We start from the raw sequence: 22,945 nt of genomic DNA, 5'->3' as shown, positions 1-22,945 counted from the left end.
CCTGCGCACATTAACCTTCAAGTTGAAAGTAAATGCAAAGGTAAACCGTATTATGTTTGCACATTATGAACGTATCAGTCAAATAATTGACGGTGAAAACCAAACAAACCAGATAAACGGCGCGGTATGCCCCGTCAACAAAGGCGAGAAAACGCTACGAGGTCGGTGCGTTCCTAAACGTATAGTTGCCAGGAGATCGAACGTTGATATACGTCACGCCCTCCACCTGCGAAAGCAGCTTGGTCACGATACGCTCCTTTTTGGCAATGTCGTCCGAATCTCCGAGCGACACCTCGATACCGTTATCGAGATTCGCCGAGATGGCCTCGACCGAGGGCGTGGAAATATCCTTGACCTGGCCCAGGAACTCGCTCGAGAAACCGCGGACGTAATCCAGGCCGGCCTTGACGGCCTTGGAATTTACGGCTTGCCCCGAAACCGGTGCGACATCGGCCGAGACATCGGTCAACAGCACGGCACCGTAATGTTTAGCGAGTGCCAGGGCGGCATCGATACCGTTTAGGGTGTTGGCACCCTCCCCCGTTGTGATGACATTGCCCTGGTCGTCAACATCGACCGAGGTAGACAGTGGTGCAATCCATGTGTCATCGTCCCCGATCGCCCAGGCAAGATCGTCGGAGCTAATGTAGGCGATTGCGATAACTTTGCGTTCCGTCGGCGTGATGATGAGCGTATGGGGAAATTGACGTTGGACATCCACGCCCGAGACCCACGGATTTTGCTTAAGGCCCTCGGTGATCTGGTCGGGATTCACATTGAACAGCGACGTGTTCTCGGGCAGATCGATCAGCTGGATGGCATCGTGCTTGGTCACATGCTCGCTGCCCTGGATCTGAATATCGGTAGCGGCGAACAGGCCAGAGTTAATGACGACGACGGCAACGACTGCAAGCGCTGCCAGAGCGGCAAGGATGCCGCCCGCGATTTTGCCCTTGCCCTTAACGGCAGAAGCGGCACCCGCCGCATGATTTGCCAGGGCGCCGATCGATGACAACGGATTAGAGCCCTTTTTGCCCGATTGCGGTTTTGCGGAGGCCGACACCGACGTCAGCATACGTGGCTTAGATGCACCCAGCGCGCGACCGGGACGCGTCACCTTTGCCCCCAACGAGGGCTTGGGCGACGCTATGGGGCGAGAAGGTATGGCGCCCATCGCCGGTTTGGGCGTCACCGAGGGACGTGCCACCGGACGAGCAACATTTTTGGCCGCGGGGCGTCCGCCAAGCTGCGAACCGGCAGTCGAACGCTTGGCAGGCCGCACGGACCCAGCAGGCTTAGAAGGCATAACGGATTTACGTTGAGGCTGAGACGGTGCGCCGGAACGCCCTCCGGCGCGGCGGAAGGTTGGTTTCGATGCTCTAGAAGCCGAGGAATTTAACTTCCGGTCTGAGCTCGATGCCATACGCCTCCCTCACCTTTCCGTGCACATGTCTGATAACCGCGGCCACGTCATCGGCCGAGGCGGTTCCGTTATTAACGATAAAATTAGCGTGTACGGGCGAAACTTCCGCGCCGCCAACCGAAAAACCCTTTAATCCACAATCCTCGATAAGCTTGCCCACGCTCGCATCGGGCGGGTTGCGAAATACCGACCCGCAGGATGCACAGCCCATGGGCTGTGTGCGCTTACGCCGCGTCAGGTACCGCTCCATACGTTCACGGATATCGGCCTTGGGCGCAGGTTTGAGCTTGAGCACGCACTCCAGAATGATCTCGTTACGCGGCAGGCTGCATTCACGGTAGCCCCAAGCGATCTCCGAGCCCGCGTAATGTTTGATGCCGGAGCTCGGGTCAAACGTAACGACATCTTCGACCAGCGAGCCAATCCACTCGGTTCGCGTGCCGGCATTCATGGACACGGCGCCGCCAACGGAGCCGGGAATACCGACCGCAAACTCAAGGCCCGAAAGGCTGCGCGACAGCGCGTCGTTGACTAGGCGAGCGAATATCACGCCCGCACCGACCGTCAGCGTACAACCGTCTTCGGCGACAACCGTACGCTGGAACTCACGCCCCAACGAAATGACGGCGCCGCGATAGCCTGCATCGGCAACAAGCAGATTAGATCCCTTGCCGATAATGACCCACGGCACCTGCTCACGATCGAGCACCGCCACGGCGCGACGCAAGGCATGATAGCTGTGACACGTCACAAAGAGGTCCGCCTTGCCGCCGATACGATAGCTCGTATGGCGCGCGAGGCGTTCATCCTCAATTATGTCCGTATCGATCATGCCCGAAAGCGCCATGACGGCGTTAAACAGACCCATGGGGTTTAAGCGTCTTTCTTGGCAGTCAGATACTCGATGAACTCGGGGCCGACCGTCGTGACGTCGCCGGCGCCCATGGTAAGCAGCAGATCGCCCTCGCCCACCATCTTCTCGAGCTCCTCATTGAGCTCAAGACGGCTCGAGCAGTACACGACCTCCTTGCCGGGATGCTTGGCGCGCACGGTATCGGCAAGCATCTTGGACGTGACGCCCGGGATGGGCATCTCGCCGGCAGAGAACACGTCAATCAACAGCAGCTTGTCAGCATTGGCGAATGCGTCGGCAAAGTCATCGCACAGAGCCTGCAGGCGCGAATAGCGGTGCGGCTGGAACACGACGTCGACATGTTTGTAGCCCAGCGAAGAGGCAGCAGCGAGCGTCGCCTTGATCTCGGTGGGATGATGGCCGTAATCGTCAACCACCGTGATGCCGTCGATATCGCCCACGTGGGTAAAGCGACGGCGGACGCCTTCAAAACTCGAAAGTGCCTTAGCGGCGGCGTCGATATCGAGGCCTAGGACATGGGCGACGGTCAATACGGCCGTGGCGTTGAGCATGTTGTGACGACCGGGGTTGCTCTTAATCTCGACAGCGTGCTCGGTGCCGTCCTCAAAGCGAACGATAAAGTCGCTCTGGATGCCCTTGACATCCGGATGCACGCAGACGATGTCGTTGGTCTCGGCAAAGCCATAGGAAAGCACATGACGGCCCGTCGACTTGGCAAGCTCGACCAGATGCGGGTCCTCGCCACAGACGATGACCGTGCCGTCCTCGCCCACCAGACTCATAAACTTGGCGAAGGTGGCCTCGATCTCCTCGATACCCGAGTAATGATCGAGATGGTCGGCCTCGACGTTGGTCACGATGACCACATTGGGGTTAAGGAACAGGAAGGAGCTGTCGGACTCATCCGCCTCGGCGACAAAATAGTCGCCCGAGCCGTTCTTGCCGTTGGTATCGTAGCCCTCGACAATGCCACCGATCAGGAAGCTGGGGTCCAGACCCATGCGGTCGAGCATGGTGGCACACATCGAAGAGGTCGTGGTCTTGCCATGAGTACCGGCGACGGCGACGGTGGTGTAGCCGTGGCCCAGAGCCGAGAGCATCTTGGCGCGAGGCCACACGGGAATACCCAGCTCGCGCGCACGGACGAGCTCGGGGTTGGACTCGGGAATAGCGGTAGAGACCACGACGACGTCGGGCTTGACCTCGTCGATGGTGGCGGCCTCATGGCCCACATGCACCTTCACGCCGGCGCGGGTAAGCTGGCGAATATAGCGCGACGTCTTAAGGTCGGAGCCGGTAACGACATAGCCGCGCTCGTGAAGGACGAGGGCGATGCCGCTCATGCCGGCGCCACCGATACCGATAAAATGGGCGCTCTTGAAATCGGGCGCGGAGGTTGCAGTCTGGGAATCAGCCATGTGCTCGTGTACTCCTTGCGTAAACACTGCCTGTAACCCGTCTACTGTACCGCACCTACCGCATCCGCGCGAGGGCGGCCCGCGATATCCCGTCTAACTAACGCAATCCTTCTACCGCGTCTGCCAAAAGGACGGCAGCGCGGTCCTGGGCCAAACCGCGAGCCGCCTGGCGCATGGCATCGCGCGCCTGCGCATCATCGATAAGATGCAGCAGCTCATCGGCAAACGCCTGGGTATCGATATCGGCATCGGCGCAGAGCACGCCAGCACCGGCATCGACCAGATAGCGGGCATTGGTGGTCTGATGATCGGCCGTCGCATGAGGATACGGCACCAGTACCGAAGGTGTGGCAAGGGCCGCGATCTCGGCAACGCTCGAAGCGCCCGAGCGCGAGAGGACCAAATCGGCCGCGGCCAGCATATCGCCCATATTGTCAATGTAGGGCTGGACGCGGTACCGCTTCGCCTCCTCGGGCATCAGGGCAAGAGCACGCTCGGTGTCCTCGAAGCCATCGGCGCCCGTCGAATGCAAAACATAGAGATTATCGCGCGAGAGCAACTCGTTTTTAAGCGAAGCCACGCGCTCATTAAGATGTTGAGCACCAAGTGAGCCGCCAAAAACCAGCAGGAGTGTGGCGTCCTCAGGCACGTCGAGAGCCCTGCGACCGCGAACCCGATCCCCCTCGATCACAGAACGGCGCACGGGGTTGCCGGTCATGAGCACATGGTCAGGATCGCCCTCGCGCTCAAACACGGAACGTGCTGCCGGCACCGAGATGCAAACGCGGGCGGCATGCGAACTCATCATCTTGTTAGCAAGGCCCGGAACGGAGTTCTGTTCGTGCAGCAGATACGGAATGCCCGCGTCTTTGCACCAGTCCAGAAGCGGGACCTCGACATAGGCGCCAAAACCTATAGCGACATCGGGCTTGCAGGCTTTAGAAAAATGGCTGCCGAGCGTGCGCTTCGCCTTATAGACACGCCACAGCGAGCTCAATGCCGTCCAAGGGCGAGAGCGGTCGAAGCCCGTAACCGTAATCGGCACAAAATCGAACCCTGCCTCGGGAACCAGACGACCCTCGAGCTTATGCGACTGACCCACAAACACAACGTGGTGGCCACGGTCACGTAGCTCCTCGGCCAAGGCGAGTGCGGGGTTGATATGTCCCGCCGTGCCGCCGGCTGCGATAGCAACGGTCATCTTATCGGTCATGGTAGTCCCTTCGTACGCGCGGCCCCTGGTCGTCGGTGCGCAAGCGCGCCGACGGGTCCGAATTCAAGTCGATTCGATTATATCCGCCACCCGTATTGCGCGGTGCCGGTCGTTGCGGGCGACCCTGCGGCGCAGAGCGCGGCCGGGGACGGGCATCCGACTCCGAAGCAAAACCGTTCAAGACGGTAAAACCGCCACGCGATGAGCGCTCCCCACGCGCATGGGGAACACCGGCAGTGCTTTCGTCCATAACGGCAAAACTATCTCGGCGACGATCGTATTCATCGCGTCGAGCGCTCTCGTGCGAAACGCGCAAGATAAGCCCGGCGAGCATGAGCGACACGATAATCGACGAGCCGCCATAGCTGATAAACGGCAGCGGCTTACCCGTCATGGGAAACACGTTGAGAATACCCAGCGCGTTGATCAAAAACTGCACCGCGAGGATAACCGCAGAGCCCGAAGCCATGAGCGCCCCGCGACGATCGGTAGCCTGCTCGGCGATTCGAAACGCCGAGTAGATCAGCATCGCAAACACCAAGAATAACAGCAGCGTCCCCAAAAAGCCAACTTCCTCGCCAATGATGGCCAGGATGTAGTCATTGTGCGCCTCGGGCAAATACGAGTACTTCATGGTTGAGTTGCCGATACCGCGACCGAACAGTCCACCCGAAGCAAACGCCATAATGGCAAGCGTTGCCTGATACCCGTCTCCATATTCATCTGCCCAAGGGTTCAAGAGAACCTGAATGCGCACCATACGGTACGGCTCGACGACAAGAGCGATCACGATGATGACGACGCCAGCAAGAATCGCACCGATAATGAATTTTGGGTCAAGGCCGGCAAAGAGCGCCATGCACATGATCGTCAACAGAATAATCAGGATGGTGCCAAAGTCGGGCTGAATAAAAATCAAGACGAGCGATATGCCCAAATTTAAGCCCATGCCCTTAAGGAACTCATTGATGTTACCGCCGGGCGAAAACACGCGATCGAGCATGATGGCAGAATAGGCAATGGCAAACGGCTTGAGAAACTCCGATGGCTGAAACTGAATGCCGGCAATGCTCAGCCAGCGCGTAGCGCCACGGCTGCCGCTACCAAAGAGGAACACCGCAAGCAGCAAGATCATCATAGCGATAAGGGCAAGTTTAAGCGCCCCTTCGCCAAACCAGCTATCGGGTGCAACGCGCGCGATGAACTCGAGGGCAGCAACACCGACGACAGTGAACATAAACTGCCGGAACAAAAAGTAGGTCGCGGAGTCGTTCTCGTGAAGCGCCTCGACTGAAGAAGCCGAGTACACCATAAGCAGGCCAAAACAGACCAGCGAGAACAGGCAGGTCAAAAAGACCAGGCGGGGTCGCATGATACGTGCGGGGACGCCGGCGATATAACGTTCGCCGATGCCCTGCGTGCGACGACCGGCGCGCGGCGTGATGCACTGCGAGGAAGCACGGTCCGAGTCGGGCCTCCTCATATTCTGTCGGGGGCTCTCCTCTCTCACCGGCAACCCCTATTCCATTTGCGTATTGGACGCAGCTGCAAGCTGGGCCACATAGTCCTTAAACACGCGACCGCGCTCCTCGTAGCCCGAGAACTCATCGAACGAAGAGCAGGCGGGCGACAGTAAGATCACATCGCCGCGGCTCGAGAGCGAACGGGCAACGTCCACGGCATCGCGCAGGTCGTCGGCCTGAGCGATATCGACATCACCGTCGACATCCGCCTCGTCCATAGCGGCGGTAAAGCGCTCGCACGCGTCGCCAAAGCAGACCACCGAGCGAACGTTATCCATCACAACGCGGGCAAAGGAATCGAGCGGCGTGCCCTTATCGTGACCGCCGAGCAGCAAGATCACATCGTCATCGGGAAACGCCGTCAAGGCCTTTTCGACCGCATCGGTGTTCGTTGCCTTGGAATCGTTGACATAGCGCACGCCATCGATCTCGCCACAGGGCTCAACGCGGTGCTCCAGCGGCTGGAACGAGACCAGGCCGCGACACACACCGTCAACATCGGCGCCGACCGTCAGGGCCGCCGTGGCAGCACACAGGGCATTGATTACATTGTGATGGCCCGAAATCTTAAGCTCGGACGTATTGACGAGCGGGGTCTCGACGCCCTTCAGACGAACGACCATCTTGCCATCGCGCACAAATGCGGCGTCCTCGCCCGCAGGCTCGTCAAAAGCAACCTTGCAGATGCGACGGCCCGGAACATAGATGTACTCATCGAACTCGTGGATACCGGCATCCTCGACGTCAACAATCACCAGGTCATCGTCGACCATATTCTCGAAGAGCTTAATCTTGGCGAGCGCATAGTTCTTATGGCTCTTATGCCAGCCCAGATGGTCGGGGGTAATGTTGAGCAGCACCGCCACACGGGGGTGAAGCTCCTGGGTCGTTGCGATCTGATAGCTCGAAAGCTCCGCCACAAACCACTCGTTATGCGCACGGCCATCGATCTCGTTCACCGGAGGCTCGCCAATGTTGCCGACAGCAACGCTCGCCTCGCCCGCTGCCTTAAGCAGGTAATCGGTCAGTGACGTGGTTGTCGTCTTGCCGTTGGTGCCCGTAATGGCAATCCAATTTTGGGGAGACAGACGGTAGGCAAACTCGGGCTCACCCATAATCTGGGCAGCGTGATCACGGCCAGCCTTAAAGAATGCCGAGAACTCCGAGATGCCCGGACACGTCACGCATACATCAAACGCGCCCTCGACCTGCTCGGTTCCGTAGACAAACGATGCCCCGTGCGCCTCGAGCGAGCGCGTGGCATCGTTGGGCTCGGACGTGCCGCCACCGTAAACGGTAACGGCACTCACACGCTCGGGATGTGCAAGCGCCCAGCGAGCGACATCAAGACCGGACTTACCCTGGCCCAAAACGAGCAGGCTAAAGACATCAGCAAGAGGCATGAAAGACCACTATCCCAACTGGAAGAACAACGCGAGGCCCAGGGCTCCGAAGGCCGCGGCGACAATCCAAAAACGGATGACGACCTTGGTCTCGGCCCAGCCCTTCTTTTCGAAATGATGATGAATGGGCGCCATAAGGAAGACGCGCTTGTGCGTAAAGTGGAAATAGACAACCTGGATCATGACCGACAGGGTCTCGACGATAAACAGACCGCCGATGATGAGGGAAACGACTTCGGTGTTGGTCATGATGGAGGTGCAGGCAAAAGCGGCACCCAGGGCAAGCGAGCCGGTATCGCCCATAAAGATGCTCGCCGGATAGCAGTTGAACCACAAAAAGCCCAGGCAGGCGCCGGCGCACGCCGTGCAGAAGATGGACAGGTTCACATCGCCGTGCAAAAACGCCATGGCGGCCATGGCCAGCATGGCGATCATGGAGGTGCCGCCGGCAAGACCGTCCAAGCCGTCGGTGAGGTTTACGGCGTTGGAAAGGCCCGCGATCATCAGCCAGCAAAAGACAAGGTAGAGCCACGGAAAAGAGAGGCCGCAAATGGTGGTCGAGAGCACACCAAGGTCGATCGTCAGGCCACCGGGGAAACGAATCTCGGGGGCGACGCCGCACCAGTTGACAGCAAGCACGGTAAAGGTAACGCAGATGAGGGTAAGGCCAATCATCTTGGCGTGAGGCGTCAGGCCGAGCGAGCGGCCGTGCGTGACAGAAGTCAGGTCGTCGATGAGGCCAAGAACGCCGGTTGCCAGCGTGGCGAGCAGCACAAGCACGAGCTCGGTGGTGAGCTTACCCATCAAAAGGCACGTCAGCGAAACGGCGACCAGGATGATGACGCCGCCCATAGTGGGCGTGCCCTGCTTAATCAGATGGCGCTTGGGGCCATCGGCGCGAACCTGCTGGCCGATGCCCTCGACCTTCAGGAGCTTAATCCACCACGGCATAAGCAGCATCGCGATGACGGCGGCGATGCCCAACCCCAAAAATGCCTGGTACGTAGGATACGAAGGATTGCCGAACATGGACTAGCACACACCTTCCACAAAGCGATCGAGCTCAACGAAGCGTGAGCCCTTGACCAGCACGACATCATGCTGCTCAAGAGCGCCGCCCATACGGTCGAGCACCTGCTGATAGTCGGAGAACACCTGAATGCGGTCCTCATCCATACCCATCATGCGCGCGGCCTCGGCCATACGCTGGGCAAGCTCACCGCCGACACATGCGAGCATATCGAGCTTCTTGGCCGCCGCATAGGCGCCCACCAGCTCATGCATGCGAGGAGCCTCGTCGCCCATCTCGCCCATCTCGCCCAGAACCGCCATGCGCGAACCCGTGCACGAAAGCGAACACAGCAGGTCGAGGCCGGCTGCCATCGATTCGGCACTGGCGTTATATGAGTCGTCGATGACGCGAGCGCCGCTCTTGGCGCGCTTGATTTCCTGGCGATGCCCGGTAATCGTAAGACCCCTAAAGGCGGCATCGATCTGCTCGGGCGTCACGCCAAGACGATAGGCAACCGCCGCGGCCTTGACGGCATTGGGAACGGACTGCGCGCCGGGAATGGCAAGCAGTGTGTCGATAGTCTCGCCCAAGCCAAAATCGAGCGTAAAGACCGGGCGCCCCTCGTCATCAATGCGAATGTCGCACGCACGGACCTCATCGTCGTCCGAGACGCCCGCAAGCATCACGTCGACGCCCGCAGGCGCGGCAAAGGTGTCGCGGATGAACGGAGTAAAGTCGTCCTCACCACCCAAAACCAGCAACGGGAGAAGGTCTCCGGCGGCGCACATGCCGCCAACAATCTCGGATTTGGCACGAGCGATATTCTCGCGACTGCCCAGAATACCGATATGGGAGGTGCCGATCTTGGTCACAATGGCAAGGTTGGGATTGGCGGACTGAGACATGCGCTCAATCTCGTGGAAATGGTTCATGCCCATCTCGAGCACCAGAACCTCGGTGTCGGCAGGGGCCGCCAGCACCGTGAGCGGCATACCGATCAGGTTGTTGTAGTTACCCTTGGTTGCCCAAACGCGATAGCGCTTGGCGAGCACCGCGGCGAGCACGTCCTTGGTCGTTGTCTTGCCGATAGAGCCGGTAATGCCAATTACCAGGCAGCCAAGCTCCAAACGATAAGCGTGAGCCAGGCGCAGCAAAAACTCCTCGGGGTCATCGGTATGCAGGATGGCGCAGCCCTTCTCATGGGCCAGCGAAAGCAGCTCGGCATCGGGCTCGCGCGTCATCACTACGGCGCCGGCACCCAACTCGATGGCACGGGAAGCAAAGTCGTTGCCGTCGACCTTTTCACCCGGGAAGGCGACGAATATCGTGCCCTCCTCAACCTGGCGCGAGTCGATAACGCAACCGCGGCATACCCGATCGGCTTCTCCCGTCACGGTTCGGGCCCCTGTTGCGGCCGCGAGATTGTTGACGGCGATCTCTATCATTGCAGCTCCCCTGTAAACCTAATAATGCTATCGGCGTATTGTATCCCAGCGCCGCCTACGCGTGGTGCAGGGCGTGTGAACAACCCGGATTAACCGACTGGCCATTTCATAGATAGTAACCCCCTACTTGGTGCGCGGGACACCCAACACGTCAAGCGCACTGGCCATAATGGACTGGAACGGCACTGCGGCGGCATCGGAGCCTGACGGGGTTCCGTCAAGGGTGATATAGCACAGGACCTTGGGCGACTGCGCCGGGGCAAACCCCATAAAAGACGACATGTAGTTCTCTTTGAGGTAGCCGCCGTTCTCATCGGCGCGCTCGGCCGTACCTGTCTTGCCCGCCACGTCGTAGCCGTCCACCGCGCCGCCAACGCCCGTTCCCTCGGCAACGACCGTCTGCATACACGATGTCACCTGCGAGGCGGCCTCCTCGGAAATCGCGCGATCCCCCTCGCCCCAATCCTTTTCATCGCCCTTGCTCGACTTATAGAAGTGCGGAGTCATCATCACGCCGCCGTTCGCGATGCCGCCCACGGCACGTGCGACCTCAATCGGCGAGACGGACAGCGCCTGGCCAAAGCTCATAGCACCCAAGGTGGCACCATCGTACTGGTCGCGCTCCTTGACGATGCCCAGACTCTCACCCGGAAAATCGACACCGGAGCTATGACCGATACCCCACTTGTCCACATAGGTGGCAAAATCATCGGCACCGATCTTGCGCCCCACCAGGACAAAACCGACATTGGACGAACGGCGCATCATCTCGCGTACGTCCATTGTCATGGTGTAGTCACGCTTGTCGGCATCGGTAACGGTATCGTCGCCCACCTTGATACTCGCGGGAACCTCAAACGATGTGCTCGGGCGCACAACGCCCAAATCAAATCCGGCGCCCGCAACCAGCGTCTTAAAGACCGAGCCGGGCTCGTAGGCATCCGTCACCAGACGAAGGTTCATGTCCTCGGTCTTGGCGTTTTCCAAATTGGTCTGGTCGTAGGTCGGATACGAGCAGGCGGCCAGGATCTCTCCAGTCGTCGGGTCGGTCACCAGGGCCGACCCGTTTTTGGCCTTCGTCTTCTCGACCGCCTCGGCCAAGGCATCTTCCGCGGCGCGCTGAATGTTGACGTCGATCGTCGTCACGATATCCACGCCATCAATCGCGGCAGCCTTTTTATAGGCACCGCCCGCGATGTAGCCGCCATCTCTTGCGCGCTCGCGCACAAGAGAGCCATTCGTTCCGGTCAGAAGCTCATCGTATTGTTTTTCGAGTCCAGTCAGGCCAGCGTTGTCCACGTTCACGACGCCCAGCACCTGAGAAGCCAGGTTTCCATACGGGTAAACCCGCTTCATCGCCTGCTCAAAGAGCACGCCGGGTAGATTCTTCTTTTCCAGGGCGGCAGCGTCATCCTCGTCGACCTGGCGCTTGATATACACCCAGGAACCATCAGACAGTACCAGCTTGCGACAGGTCTTTTTATCGATACCGGTGGCCTTGACCAGCGCCGAGACCGTCTTGTCGACGTCCTCGACAAGCTGAGGGTTCACGGCGACATTGCGGCATTCGACTGACGACGTCAGCACGTTGCCGTTGCGGTCGTAGATAGTGCCACGTTTGGCATAGAGCGTCTGTGAAAGCAGACGACGCGCGTCCGCGCGCTCGCGCAGCTTGTCAGCATTCACGATCTGGTATTCGGCAAGACGGAAGACGCCCGCGGCAAGGCCAACCCCGATACAGCCCATAACGACATCGCGGCGAGGCAGCGGCGTTCCCGTAACCCATTCAGACGACGACCCCTTGCGCGCGCCCGTATTGCGCACCCGAGGTCCGCCCGAACCACGAAGACGCGACGCAGGGTCGTTGCCATAGGACGGCCCCGCGTTGTAAGATGGCCGACCCGTTCCTTGATAACCAGAACGTCCCCGCGAGGAGGGACGTCCAGACCCGTGGTCCCCGTCGGAACCGCGGCGATAGTCATTTGTCATACTCAGCTACCGTCTTATTTACTGAGCGGCCGCAGTCGAGCTAGCGCCCGCGGCTGCATCCTGCGAAAAGTCAAGCGTAACGCTCTCGCTGGGCTCCACCATGCCATAGGCGCCCGCAAGATCGCGAATACGCGTGTCGGCACCATAGACCGAATGCATGACCTCAAGGTTAGAACTCTCGTCGGTCGCCTTCTCGAGCGTGTTGGTAAGCTCTGCGTTGCCGTTAAGCACCTGGGCCGTAACACCGGCAAGCGCCACGCGCGCGACACCGATCGTCATGAAGACAGCCGCAATGATGCAAACCGTTTTAAGAACGCTCATGAAAACCGGGCTTACCGCCTGGTTTGCCTGACGGCCCGCGCCCGTGTAGACATCAAAACGCGGCGTGCGTTGCTCACGAGGGGCAACGGGCGCCTGCGGTGCCTCGCGGTAGGCGGGCATGGCGTTCATATCATAGGCGAGTGCTGCGTTTGAGGTGTTATAGCCCATGATATGCCGCCTCCCATCCCGAGTACGTTGGTAGTGTGTTTAAGCTTCGTTTATGGTGCGAGCGGGAGGTCCAATTTCGCGCGGTCGCGCCTACAGGCGCTGCGCCACGCGGATTTTGGCTGATCTCGCCCGAGGGTTGCGCGCGACCTCATCGGGTTGGGCAACCAAGGGTTTGCGGGTGATGACCTTGAGTATCGGCACGTTGCCGCACACGCACACCGGAATCTCCGGCGGACACGTGCACCCCTGGCTCATCTCCTTAAAGTGGTTCTTTACGATACGGTCCTCGAGCGAGTGATACGAGATGACGCAGATGCGTCCGCCCGGGTTGAGCCACCTGGTGGCGGCGTCAAGCCCCCTCTCGAGCACATCGAGCTCGTGGTTGACCTCGATGCGAATGGCCTGGAAGCTCTTCTTGGCCGGGTGTCCACCATGCCGACGAGCGGCAGCCGGAATGCCAGCCTTGATGATCTCGACAAATTGACCGGTGGTTTCGATCGGTTCTTGCTCGCGACGGCGCACGATCTCGCGCGCAATCTGCGAGGCGAACTTCTCTTCGCCATAGACGCGTAGAATCCGGGCGAGGTCGTGTTCGTTATAGGTGTTGATGACCTCAGCTGCGTTTAGGGTGTTGTTACCCGGATCCATCCGCATGTCCAATGGGGCATCTTCGTTATACGAAAAGCCCCTGCCAGGGATATCGAGTTGCGGTGACGAAACGCCCAAGTCAAACAGGAAGCCATCGACCCCGGGCACCTCGGCCGAGCAAAGCAGCTCGTCCAAGTCGCCGAAGTTGCCCTTCAGCAGCTGGTGCGGGACGCCGGGAACCTCGCGGTCCAGACGGGCGCCAGCGGCCTCGAGGGCCATGTCGTCCTGATCGACGCCGAGCAAAAGGCCCGTCTCCCCCACCTGCGCGGCCATCTTTACCGAATGACCGGCACCGCCAAGGGTGCAATCGCAGACAACGGAGCCGCTCTTGAGCTGCAGCGACTCAAGCACTTCGCCGAGCATGACAGGTTCATGCCGATATTCTTGTGTCAAGATCCCACGCTCCATCCGTTACTTGTGCCTTGCCCTTACGAGAAGAAGAGGTCAAGCAGAGCCTCGTCGTCATCGTCCTCATCGGCCGCGGCGCGGTCCCAAACCTCAAGGTGGTCGTAGTTGCCCACAACCGTGACCTCGCGGTCAAGGTTCGCCTGCTTGCGGAGAGACTCAGAAAGACCGATACGACCGGCGCTGTCCACATCCATCGACGTGGTGCGCTTGTTGATCGCCCTCATGAGCTTCTGGTCGTTGATGTCACGCGGGTTAAAACCCTCGTGGCCCTCACGACCCGCGAAGAGTCCTTCGACCCACTTATCGAAGGCCTCGGCAGAGAACACGTACAGAGCATCGACATCCAGGGCTTTGAACACGCGAACGTGCTCTCCAAGTTCCTCGCGAAGGGGTGCAGGCAGGGACAGACGACCTTTTGCATCGAGATTGCGCTCGTATGCACCAGTCATTCCCATGTGCGCCCTCCCCTCGGTTACTCAGATGGCACGTACGCGGGGAACCACCCCGCCTGTCGACGTCATTAATAATATGGGGAACTGCCCCATTTTTCAACACCTTTCCCCACCCCTTCCCCCACCCTACCCCACCACTCCACCCCCTAACTATTGGGCGCCACCCCCGAGCATATGTTCGAAAACACAATATGTTGTGTTTAACGCAAAGGCGGGATGCCACCTGTAGCACCCCGCCTTTCAACCTCAACCTTCAAGTTGACCTTGAGGCGATTTTTACGTCCCTTTACATCCCGTTCACATCGCCCCCAAACTCTCCCACGCGCGGCATGTGCACCCCGCCGCGCCATTGGCCGGTGGCGCAAAATGGGACGGACCCCCGATTGCCAAAACGTGCGCAACAGCACGTTCCAGCAATCGGGGGTCCGTCCTCGGATAGCATGTAATCGCAGCTCAGCAGCGTATTAGCGATGTGCCAGCGGGTGGGCCGCCAGGTAAACCTCAGTCAGCTGCGTACGATCGACATGCGTGTAGACCTGCGTCGTCGATATATCGGCGTGTCCCAAGATCTCCTGCAGCACGCGAAGGTCCGCGCCGCCCGCGAGCATATGGGTGGCAAAGGAATGGCGCAACGTGTGCGGATGGAGTCCCACCAACCCCACCTGGCGTCCGTAGCGCTCGCATATGACGTGAACACCCTGACGCGACAGACGCCCGCCGTTCTTGTTTAAAAAGACCGCCGGCGTCTCTGTCCCACGAGCATGAGCCGCCAGAAGTCGGCGCCCATCACATATATAGTGCGTCAGGGCACGCGCCGCGCTTCCCACCAAAGGGACCAGACGCTCCTTGGAGCCCTTGCCGCGAACCAGCACAAAGCCGTCATCGGCATGGATATCACTCACATCGAGCCCCACCAGCTCGCTCACGCGCAGGCCGCACCCATACAGCACTTCCAAGATAGCGCGATCGCGCAGACCCATCTCACCATCCGGAAAATCCTGGTCGAGCAATGCCGAAACATCCTCCACCGAAAGGCACTCCGGCAGGCGCTCGGCCTTTTTTGGCAAACGCAACGCCGCCGTAGGATTTTGGGTCACGGCCCCATCGCGCACCAAAAAGGCATGCAGGCCTTTGACGGCAGCGAGCGCGCGCTCCACCGAGGCATCGGAATAGCCCCCATCGCGCCGATCGGCGATAAAGTCCTCAATGACCCGCCGACTCACGTCCTCAAAGGACGCAATGCCCGTCCGCTCCAGATAGGCACAGTAGGTCGTCAGGTCTCGGCGATAGGCGGCAATCGTGTTACGCGCCAAGCCCCGCTCGACTGCAAGGTAATCAAGAAACTCCCCCGCCGCCACAGCGAGCGGCGAAGGAGCTTCTCCGATATGTTCCCGGTTCGCCGGCAACCTTAGTCCGTCGAACGATTCATGGGCGTCACCTGCAGGCGATCGACGCCCTCATGCTGGCCAATCGAGGCACGCACGAACTCTCGGAATAGCGGCTGAGGATTGGTGGGGCGGCTCTTAAACTCGGGGTGAGCCTGGGTGGCCACGAACCACGGGTGCACATCGCGCGGCAGCTCGACCATCTCGACCAGACGCTCATCAGGCGAAAGACCCGAGATGACAAGACCGGCGTCCTCGAGCTGATCGCGGAAGGCATTGTTGAACTCAAAACGGTGACGGTGGCGCTCGTAGACAAGCTCCTCGCCATACGCCTCACGCGCGAGGGTATCGGCAGCGAGCTTGCACGGATAGGCGCCCAGGCGCATGGTGCCGCCCTTCTCGGTCACGTCCTCCTGCGAGCTCATCAGGTCGATTACGCTAAACGGACCGTCCGGATCAAACTCGGAGGAGCTGGCACCGGCAAGGCCGACAACGTTGCGGGCGAACTCGCACACGGCAACCTGCATACCCAGGCAAATGCCCAGATACGGAATCTTGTGCTCGCGAGCAAACTCGGCAGCAAGGATCTTGCCCTCCAGGGCGCGCTTGCCAAAGCCGCCGGGAACCAGGATGCCCGATGCGTCGCCCAGAACCTCATTGACGTTTTCGGCATCGAGGCTCTCACCATCGACCAGCTGCACATCTACGTGACGATCGTAGAAAACGCCCGCGTGATGCAGGGCCTCGATAACCGACAGATATGCATCGGGAAGCTGGGTGTACTTTCCCACGACGGCAACCTTAACCTTATCGGCGTGATGGTTGGCATGGTTTTGCTTGCGCAGGAACTCATTCCATGCGCTCATATCGCGCTCGCGCGGATCGAGGCCAAGGCGCTCGCAAATGCGCAGGTCAAAGTCCTGCTCCGCGAGCAGCTGCGGCACGTCGTAAATGCTCGCGCAATCCTCGTTGGTAAAGACACAGTCGGTGTCGACGTCGCAGAAACTCGCGATCTTGCCGCGGATAGCGTCATCAATATGGTGATCGGAGCGCAGCACAATGATGTCCGGCTGGATACCAAAGCTGCGCAGCTCCTTGACGGAGTGCTGCGTGGGCTTGGTCTTAACCTCGTGGGCGGCGGCGATATAGGGAACGAGCGATACGTGGATGTAGCAGACGTTCTCGGGACCGGCCTCCTTGCGGTACTGGCGGATAGCCTCCACGAACGGCTGCGACTCGATGTCGCCGATCGTGCCACCCAGCTCGGTAATGACAACGTCGGAGCCAGTCTGCTCCTCAATGCGGCGGAATTTGTCCTTGATAGCATTGGTGACATGCGGGATCACCTGGACGGTACCGCCCAAAAAGTCACCGCGACGCTCGCGGGCAATCAGGCTCTTGTAAATGGCGCCCGTCGTAAAGTTAGAATCGCGGGTCAGGTTCTCGTCAATAAAACGCTCGTAGTGGCCCAGGTCCAGATCGGACTCGTAGCCGTCCTCGGTCACAAAGACCTCACCGTGCTGGAACGGGCTCATGGTACCGGGGTCGACGTTCAGATACGGGTCGGCCTTCTGCATCGTCACCTTGTAGCCGCGCGACTTGAGCAAACGGCCCAGCGATGCCGCGGTAATGCCCTTGCCCAAAGACGAAACCACGCCGCCGGTCACAAACACATGCTTAGTCATATTGAATTACCTGCGCTTCCCGTAGAAGTTGTCCATACACATCTTACGGGTCTTCATTGTAATACTCGAGAAAGAAGCAGTTCGCCATTTTTCACCAAAGTGCTTGCATTTCTCCATCTCGAAACAAAACGCCGCCCGGGACCCGAGCGGCGTAGCAACAACTTAGGCGGCAGATCGCTACCGATCGGCAAGCTCGTCCCTGAGCATATCCCGAACGAGCATACCCGCGCGGATGCCTTTCAGATACCACCCGCCACGCTCGGTAAGGCAAATACCATTTGCAAGCTGGCCGCCATCCTCGCTATAACGCGAAACGACCTCGATCAAACCGTCAGAATCCAAGCGCTCAATTGCGGCGCGGGCTCGATACGGAGACACCCCAACGTGCTCCGCAAGCGTTTTGCGCGAGAAGCCATATGTCCCGCCACTTTCGGATTGCTGGGCAATCTCCATCAACACCAGCACTTCGACACGCTTCATATCGTTGACACTCGCACGACCCTTGCCCGCCATGGCAGCCTCCTCTAACCGAGCACGAGCATCCAGCGCGCCGTGCACGACCGACACACCTCACGATGGCAGGTAATATCCATCATGCGGCATCCCGCTAAGGATGAAACAGTTACGATTATTGTATACCGCCCAAATTGTTTTTAGGCAGGTAAACGGCTATTTTTCGCCGAAATAGACGCTTTATTGATCAAAAAGCCGTACCGGGCGCTAACCCGATACGGCCAAAAGGCGATGCAATTACCGCGGTACTTCAAACTTAGCGATGGAAGAAACCACGACGCTCAAACTTGGGCTCGCAGCACACGTTGATGCCCAGTTTACGCAACACCGTCTCGTCCGTCGGCGAGATAATCACGCTAAAGAAGGCATCGCAACCGCGCAGCTGCTCCAGGCCCGAAAGGACACGAGCGGCCGTCTCGCTCGTAGCCGAGGTGATCGACAGCGCCATAAGCGTCTCGTCGGTGTGAAGGCGCGGGTTTTTGCTGCCCAGGAAATGCGTCTTGAGCTTGCTGATGGGCTCGATCGCCTCGTCGCTGATGACTTCAAGCTCAAGGTCGACGCCCGAAACATGCTTGAGAGCGTTCATAATGAGCGAACTTGCGGCGCCCAGGCGCGTGGAGGTCTTACCGGTCACCACGGAACCGTCCGGCATGACCATGGCGCCCACGGGACCACCCGTCAGTTGCTCCCTGGTTAAGGCCGCCGAGCGCGCCGGTGAGTAGTTCTTATCGATGCCGGCCTTCTTCATAATAATCTTGAGACGGTCGACTTGCTCATCGCCCACGCCGGTACGGCGCACATTTTCGACCGCGGTAAAGTAGCGGCGGACGATCTCCATCTTGGAAGCGTCGCGGCAGGCATCGTCATCGGTGATGGCAAAGCCGACCATATTGACGCCCATGTCCGTGGGACTCTGGTAGGGGCTCTTGCCTAGGATCTTTTCCATCAGGGCACGGACCACCGGGAAGGCCTCGACGTCGCGGTTGTAGTTGACCGTGGTCTTGTTGTAGGCCTCAAGGTGAAAGGAATCGATGATGTTGGCATCGTCGAGGTCCGCCGTGGCGGCCTCGTAGGCAATATTGACCGGATGCGTCAGGGGAAGATTCCAGACCGGGAAGGTCTCAAACTTGGCATAACCGGCGGCGGTGCCGTGCTTATGCTCGTGATACAGCTGTGAGAGGCAGGTGGCGAGCTTGCCCGAGCCAGGGCCGGGCGCCGTCACGACAACGAGCGGACGCGTGGTCTCGACGAACTCGTTCTTGCCGTAGCCTTCGTCAGAAACGATCAGATCGACGTCGTGCGGATAGCCCTCAATGGGATAGTGCAGCTTGGCGGGAATGCCGAGTGCATTCAGACGATTGCGGAAGACGTCGGCAGCGGGCTGACCGGCATACTGCGTGATAACCACGGCCGCGACAGCAAAACCGTTGCCGCGGAACAGGTCGACCAGGCGCAAGACGTCCTCGTCATAGGTAATGCCCAGGTCGCCACGGGCCTTGTTCTTCTCGATATGGTTTGCATTGATTGCGATGATGACCTCGACGTCGTCGGCAATGCTCTTGAGCATGCGGAACTTGCTGTCCGGCTCAAAACCCGGCAGCACGCGACTCGCATGATAGTCGTCAAACAGCTTGCCGCCAAACTCCAAATAGAGCTTGCCACCAAACTGCGAGATGCGCTCCTTAATGTGAGCAGCCTGCAGCTCGATGTACTTCGCATTGTCGAAACCCTGGCGCATGTGTGGCTCCCGTCCCGTTTCCATTTAATGTCCTAGGCGATTATAACGGAGCCCGCCCTCCCCGATACCCAGACCATCAACAGGCACCAACCAAACACGCTCACCACAACCACCGGGGACCCGGGGCAGCTCGTTTGGAACGGGGAACAAGTCACTCAGCACCAACAATGAAAACGTCGCAGGCAGAGCTGAAGCCAGCGAACGGGCACCAGAGCGAGCAAGCTTCCCCCTGCACCAACAAGGGGAACGTCGCAGGTGGAGCATAAGTCAGCGAAAGCCCGTCAGAGCGAGCAAGGTGACGTGAAAGAGGAGGGCATAGGCCTTTTGGCCATGCCCGACGATTGAACGTCAGATTGCCGCTCTGGCGGGTTTGCAGCGTCGACCGGTTCCGCGGTTTGGTAAAACCGCGGAACAAAAAAGCGCCCCCTCCCGCGCACGGAACGGGAGGGGGCTAAAGGTAGGAGTCTACCGGTGGGTTGACCCCACCGGACAGACGATGACCAGGTGATCCTTTACAGGATCGTCAAGGTTTCCGTGGGGTACCCGTTGGGTACTTAGAGCATCACGCAAGCGACGGTCAGGATGATGGCGCAGACGACGGAGAGAGCGACGATGAGCTTAAGGGCAAACTTGAGCCAGGTCGTCCACTCGATCTTGGCCAGGGCGAGACCGCCCATGATGGCGCCGGAGGTCGGGGTGAACAGGTTCACAACGCCGATGGCAGAGGAGAAGATCATGACCATGACCTCGGGCGAGAAGCCGAGCTTAACAGCCAGCGGTCCCATGATAGGCATGGAGACGGTAGCCATACCAGAGGTCGAGGGGATCAGGAAGGACAGGCCGAAGTAGACCAGGAAGCTCATGGGAGCGAAGATCACGCCGGACAGGCCAGCCAGAGCATTGGCGGCAGCGTCGAGGACGTAGACGTCGAGGCCGGTGTTAGCCATGAGGACGGAGATACCACGGGCGAGGGCGATGACGAGAACAACGGACATCATGTCGGCAGCGCCGGTGATGAAGGTGTTAACGATCTGCTTCTCGGACAGGCCACCGATGATACCGATCAGGACGGCCATGAGGAAGAACCAGGTGGAAGCCTCGTCGAAGTACCACTGACCAATGGGCAGGCCGGTGATCAGGGCAGACCAGCCCTGGACGACGGCGTTACCGTCGGCGTCGTAGACAGCGCCAGCGTCGAAGAAGTTGGCGACGCCCTCGTTGAGGTCGGCCAGCGGAATGAAGCCGACGATCATGACGACGAAGGTGAAGGCAAAGGCGATCAGAACACCCTTCTGACGACCAGTGAGCTTGACCTCATTGTGAACCTCGGAAGCAGCCTTGCCGTGAGCCTCTTCGGCGTCCTTGAGCTCCTGCATCGACAGGATGGTGGAACCCTTGTCAGCCTTGACCTTCTTGGCATAGCTCATGACGAAGAAGATGGACATGGCAGTGGTAACAATCCACAGGACGGCACCGAGGCCGATGATGATGGACTGGTTGACCTCAATGCCAACGCCGGTCAGAGCGTCGACGGCAGCGCCGACGGCGAACGGGTTAACCGTGGAGCCCAGGCAGCCGCAGCCAGCGCCGAGCAGGACGGTGGCGGCACCGACCATCGGGTCGAAGCCAGCGGCCATCATGGTAGCGGCAAGCAGGGCGTAGAAGGGAACGGTCTCCTCGCACATACCATAGGTGGTACCACCGAGGGAGAAGATGAGCATCAGCACGGGAATGAGCATGATCTCGTTACCCTTAAGCTTCTGCACCAGGACGGCGATGCCGTTGTCCAGGGCGCCGGTCTCGGTCATCATACCGAGGAAGCCGCCGAGGATCATAACGAAGAGGCAGACGGGCAGAGCGTCAGCGAAGCCCTTGATCGGGGCGGTGCAGAAATCGCTCAGACGGGCGGCAGTAACCGCGCCGCCGGACGTGCCGGAGACGATAACGGTAATCACTGCAACAATTGCCAGCAGAGCAAGAAGAATGGTGAACGATGAAGGCATACCGCGCTTTTTCTTAGCGGTCTCAGTCATAGTTCTCATCCCCCCTTCATAAATCATTTACTGATCTCGCCCGAAGCGGCTCTTCCGTGCCGTGCCTGCCGCTCGATCGAGATTTTTACCAGATAAAGCCGCTCGGGGTGTTCAACAATACACCCCGAGCGAGATGCTAGATGCACTTACTTGAGCGTGGCGTACATGACGGCCTTGATGGTGTGCATGCGGTTCTCGGCCTCGTCGAAGACCTTGGAAGCGGGGCTCTCGAAGACCTCGTCGGTGACCTCCTGCTCGGTGATGCCGAACTGCTCGCACTTCTCGGCGCCAATCGTGGTGTTGGTGTCGTGGAAGCTGGGCAGGCAGTGCAGGAAGATGGCACCCGGGTTGGCCATAGCCATGACCTCGGAGGTGACACGATACGGGGTGAGCTGAGCGATGCGCTCGGCCCAGACCTCGTCAGGCTCGCCCATGGAGACCCACACGTCGGTGTAGATAACGTCGGCACCGGTGACGCCGTCCTTGACGTCGGTGGTCAGCTTGATGGTGCAGCCGTTGGCCTCGGCGATGGGCTTGCAGGCCTCGATGACGTCGTCAGCGGGCATGCACTCCTCGGGGCCGCAGGCCACGAAGTTCATGCCAAGCTTGGAGCAGACAACCATGAGGGAGCGAGCAACGTTGTTCTTGCAGTCGCCCATGAAGACGAGGGTCTTGCCCTTGATGTCGTAGTTGAAGTTCTCCTGGACGGTCAGGATGTCGGCGAGCATCTGGGTGGGATGCCACTCAGTGGTCAGGCCGTTCCACACGGGCACGCCGGACTTAGCAGCGAGCTCCTCGACATCGTCCTGGGCAAAGCCACGGAACTCGATGCCGTCATACATGCGGCCGAGAACGCGGGCGGTGTCCTCGATGGACTCCTTCTTGCCCATCTGCGACGAACCCGGATCGAGGTAGGTGACACCCATGCCCAGATCCATGCCGCCGACCTCGAAGGCGCAGCGGGTACGAGTGGAGGTCTTCTGGAAGAGCAGAACGATGTTCTTGCCCTCGAGATAGCGGTGCGGAACGCCAGCGCGCTTCATGTCCTTGAAGTTCTTGGAGAGCTTGAGCAGGTACTCGATCTCCTCGGTGGTGAGGTCGAGGAGCTTGAGGAAGCTACGGCCGGAGAGGTTAACACCCATGGTTCGTTTCCTTTCGAAGAAATGAATTACGTAAGTAATTAGTGTTGCCCGTTTGACGGGCGAAACCGGTGCGGTTGTAGGGGGACCGCACCGGAAACGGAAAGACTTAGAGGTCCTCGCGCCAGAAGGGCATGCTCATGCAGCGCGGGCCG

Annotated in this window: 18 protein-coding genes; all 18 read right to left on the bottom strand. The window is 59.5% G+C overall.

From position 1 onward, the window contains the following. Positions 1-154 precede the first annotated feature (154 nt). The gene (locus DW823_RS03455; RefSeq protein WP_233542974.1) at positions 155-1,117 is read right to left on the bottom strand and encodes a cell division protein FtsQ/DivIB; all 963 of its coding nucleotides are present in this window, start codon (positions 1,115-1,117) and stop codon (positions 155-157) included. 262 nt (positions 1,118-1,379) lie between these two features. Continuing rightward, a complete protein-coding gene (gene murB / locus DW823_RS03450; protein ID WP_118080347.1) occupies positions 1,380-2,291 on the bottom strand; it encodes a UDP-N-acetylmuramate dehydrogenase in 912 nt (303 codons plus the stop codon). 5 nt (positions 2,292-2,296) lie between these two features. Next, a complete protein-coding gene (gene murC, locus DW823_RS03445) occupies positions 2,297-3,715 on the bottom strand; it encodes a UDP-N-acetylmuramate--L-alanine ligase (RefSeq protein ID WP_118080345.1) in 1,419 nt (472 codons plus the stop codon). Positions 3,716-3,812: 97 nt separating this feature from the next. Then, positions 3,813-4,928: an undecaprenyldiphospho-muramoylpentapeptide beta-N-acetylglucosaminyltransferase gene (gene murG / locus DW823_RS03440; protein WP_118080343.1), complete on the bottom strand. Its 1,116-nt coding sequence runs from the start codon at positions 4,926-4,928 to the stop codon at positions 3,813-3,815. After that, complete coding sequence (gene ftsW, locus DW823_RS03435) at positions 4,918-6,438, bottom strand: putative lipid II flippase FtsW (protein ID WP_147350644.1); 1,521 nt, start codon at positions 6,436-6,438, stop codon at positions 4,918-4,920. Before ftsW ends, murG begins: the two co-directional genes overlap by 11 nt. A gap of 9 nt (positions 6,439-6,447) precedes the next feature. Further along, the gene (murD, locus tag DW823_RS03430) at positions 6,448-7,854 is read right to left on the bottom strand and encodes a UDP-N-acetylmuramoyl-L-alanine--D-glutamate ligase (RefSeq protein ID WP_118080339.1); all 1,407 of its coding nucleotides are present in this window, start codon (positions 7,852-7,854) and stop codon (positions 6,448-6,450) included. A gap of 9 nt (positions 7,855-7,863) precedes the next feature. Then, positions 7,864-8,883 carry a phospho-N-acetylmuramoyl-pentapeptide-transferase gene (mraY, locus tag DW823_RS03425; RefSeq protein WP_118080337.1) on the bottom strand — a complete coding sequence of 340 codons (1,020 nt, stop codon included), beginning with the start codon at positions 8,881-8,883 and terminating at the stop codon, positions 7,864-7,866. Positions 8,884-8,886: 3 nt separating this feature from the next. Beyond that, positions 8,887-10,311: a UDP-N-acetylmuramoyl-tripeptide--D-alanyl-D-alanine ligase gene (gene murF, locus DW823_RS03420; protein WP_118080335.1), complete on the bottom strand. Its 1,425-nt coding sequence runs from the start codon at positions 10,309-10,311 to the stop codon at positions 8,887-8,889. Positions 10,312-10,434: 123 nt separating this feature from the next. Then, positions 10,435-12,057, bottom strand: a complete 1,623-nt coding sequence (locus DW823_RS03415) for a penicillin-binding protein 2 (protein ID WP_118080332.1) — start codon at positions 12,055-12,057, stop codon at positions 10,435-10,437. 261 nt (positions 12,058-12,318) lie between these two features. Further along, the gene (locus DW823_RS03410; protein ID WP_118080330.1) at positions 12,319-12,789 is read right to left on the bottom strand and encodes a hypothetical protein; all 471 of its coding nucleotides are present in this window, start codon (positions 12,787-12,789) and stop codon (positions 12,319-12,321) included. Positions 12,790-12,879: 90 nt separating this feature from the next. Next, positions 12,880-13,845: a 16S rRNA (cytosine(1402)-N(4))-methyltransferase RsmH gene (gene rsmH, locus DW823_RS03405; protein WP_117840379.1), complete on the bottom strand. Its 966-nt coding sequence runs from the start codon at positions 13,843-13,845 to the stop codon at positions 12,880-12,882. Between the two features lie 20 nt (positions 13,846-13,865). Then, positions 13,866-14,300, bottom strand: coding sequence for a division/cell wall cluster transcriptional repressor MraZ (locus DW823_RS03400; protein ID WP_006234269.1), 435 nt, complete (start codon positions 14,298-14,300; stop codon positions 13,866-13,868). 461 nt (positions 14,301-14,761) lie between these two features. Beyond that, entirely contained in the window at positions 14,762-15,610 is an 849-nt protein-coding gene (locus DW823_RS03395) for a site-specific tyrosine recombinase (protein ID WP_369831689.1), read from the bottom strand. 95 nt (positions 15,611-15,705) lie between these two features. After that, complete coding sequence (locus tag DW823_RS03390; protein WP_118080326.1) at positions 15,706-17,367, bottom strand: CTP synthase; 1,662 nt, start codon at positions 17,365-17,367, stop codon at positions 15,706-15,708. Between the two features lie 177 nt (positions 17,368-17,544). Further along, positions 17,545-17,880 carry a hypothetical protein gene (locus tag DW823_RS03385; RefSeq protein ID WP_118080324.1) on the bottom strand — a complete coding sequence of 112 codons (336 nt, stop codon included), beginning with the start codon at positions 17,878-17,880 and terminating at the stop codon, positions 17,545-17,547. 256 nt (positions 17,881-18,136) lie between these two features. Then, positions 18,137-19,618, bottom strand: coding sequence for a DUF1846 domain-containing protein (locus DW823_RS03380; protein WP_022094206.1), 1,482 nt, complete (start codon positions 19,616-19,618; stop codon positions 18,137-18,139). Positions 19,619-20,172: 554 nt separating this feature from the next. Further along, positions 20,173-21,660, bottom strand: a complete 1,488-nt coding sequence (locus DW823_RS03375; protein WP_369831688.1) for a YfcC family protein — start codon at positions 21,658-21,660, stop codon at positions 20,173-20,175. Positions 21,661-21,797: 137 nt separating this feature from the next. Further along, positions 21,798-22,793: an ornithine carbamoyltransferase gene (argF, locus tag DW823_RS03370; RefSeq protein WP_006234279.1), complete on the bottom strand. Its 996-nt coding sequence runs from the start codon at positions 22,791-22,793 to the stop codon at positions 21,798-21,800. Positions 22,794-22,945 lie beyond the last annotated feature (152 nt).

This window comes from Collinsella sp. AM34-10 (genome assembly GCF_003469185.1).
In the GTDB taxonomy this organism is placed as follows: Bacteria; Actinomycetota; Coriobacteriia; order Coriobacteriales; family Coriobacteriaceae; genus Collinsella.
The sequence above is the reverse complement of the archived record's forward strand: the minus strand, read 5'-3'. Positions and strand labels throughout refer to the sequence as shown.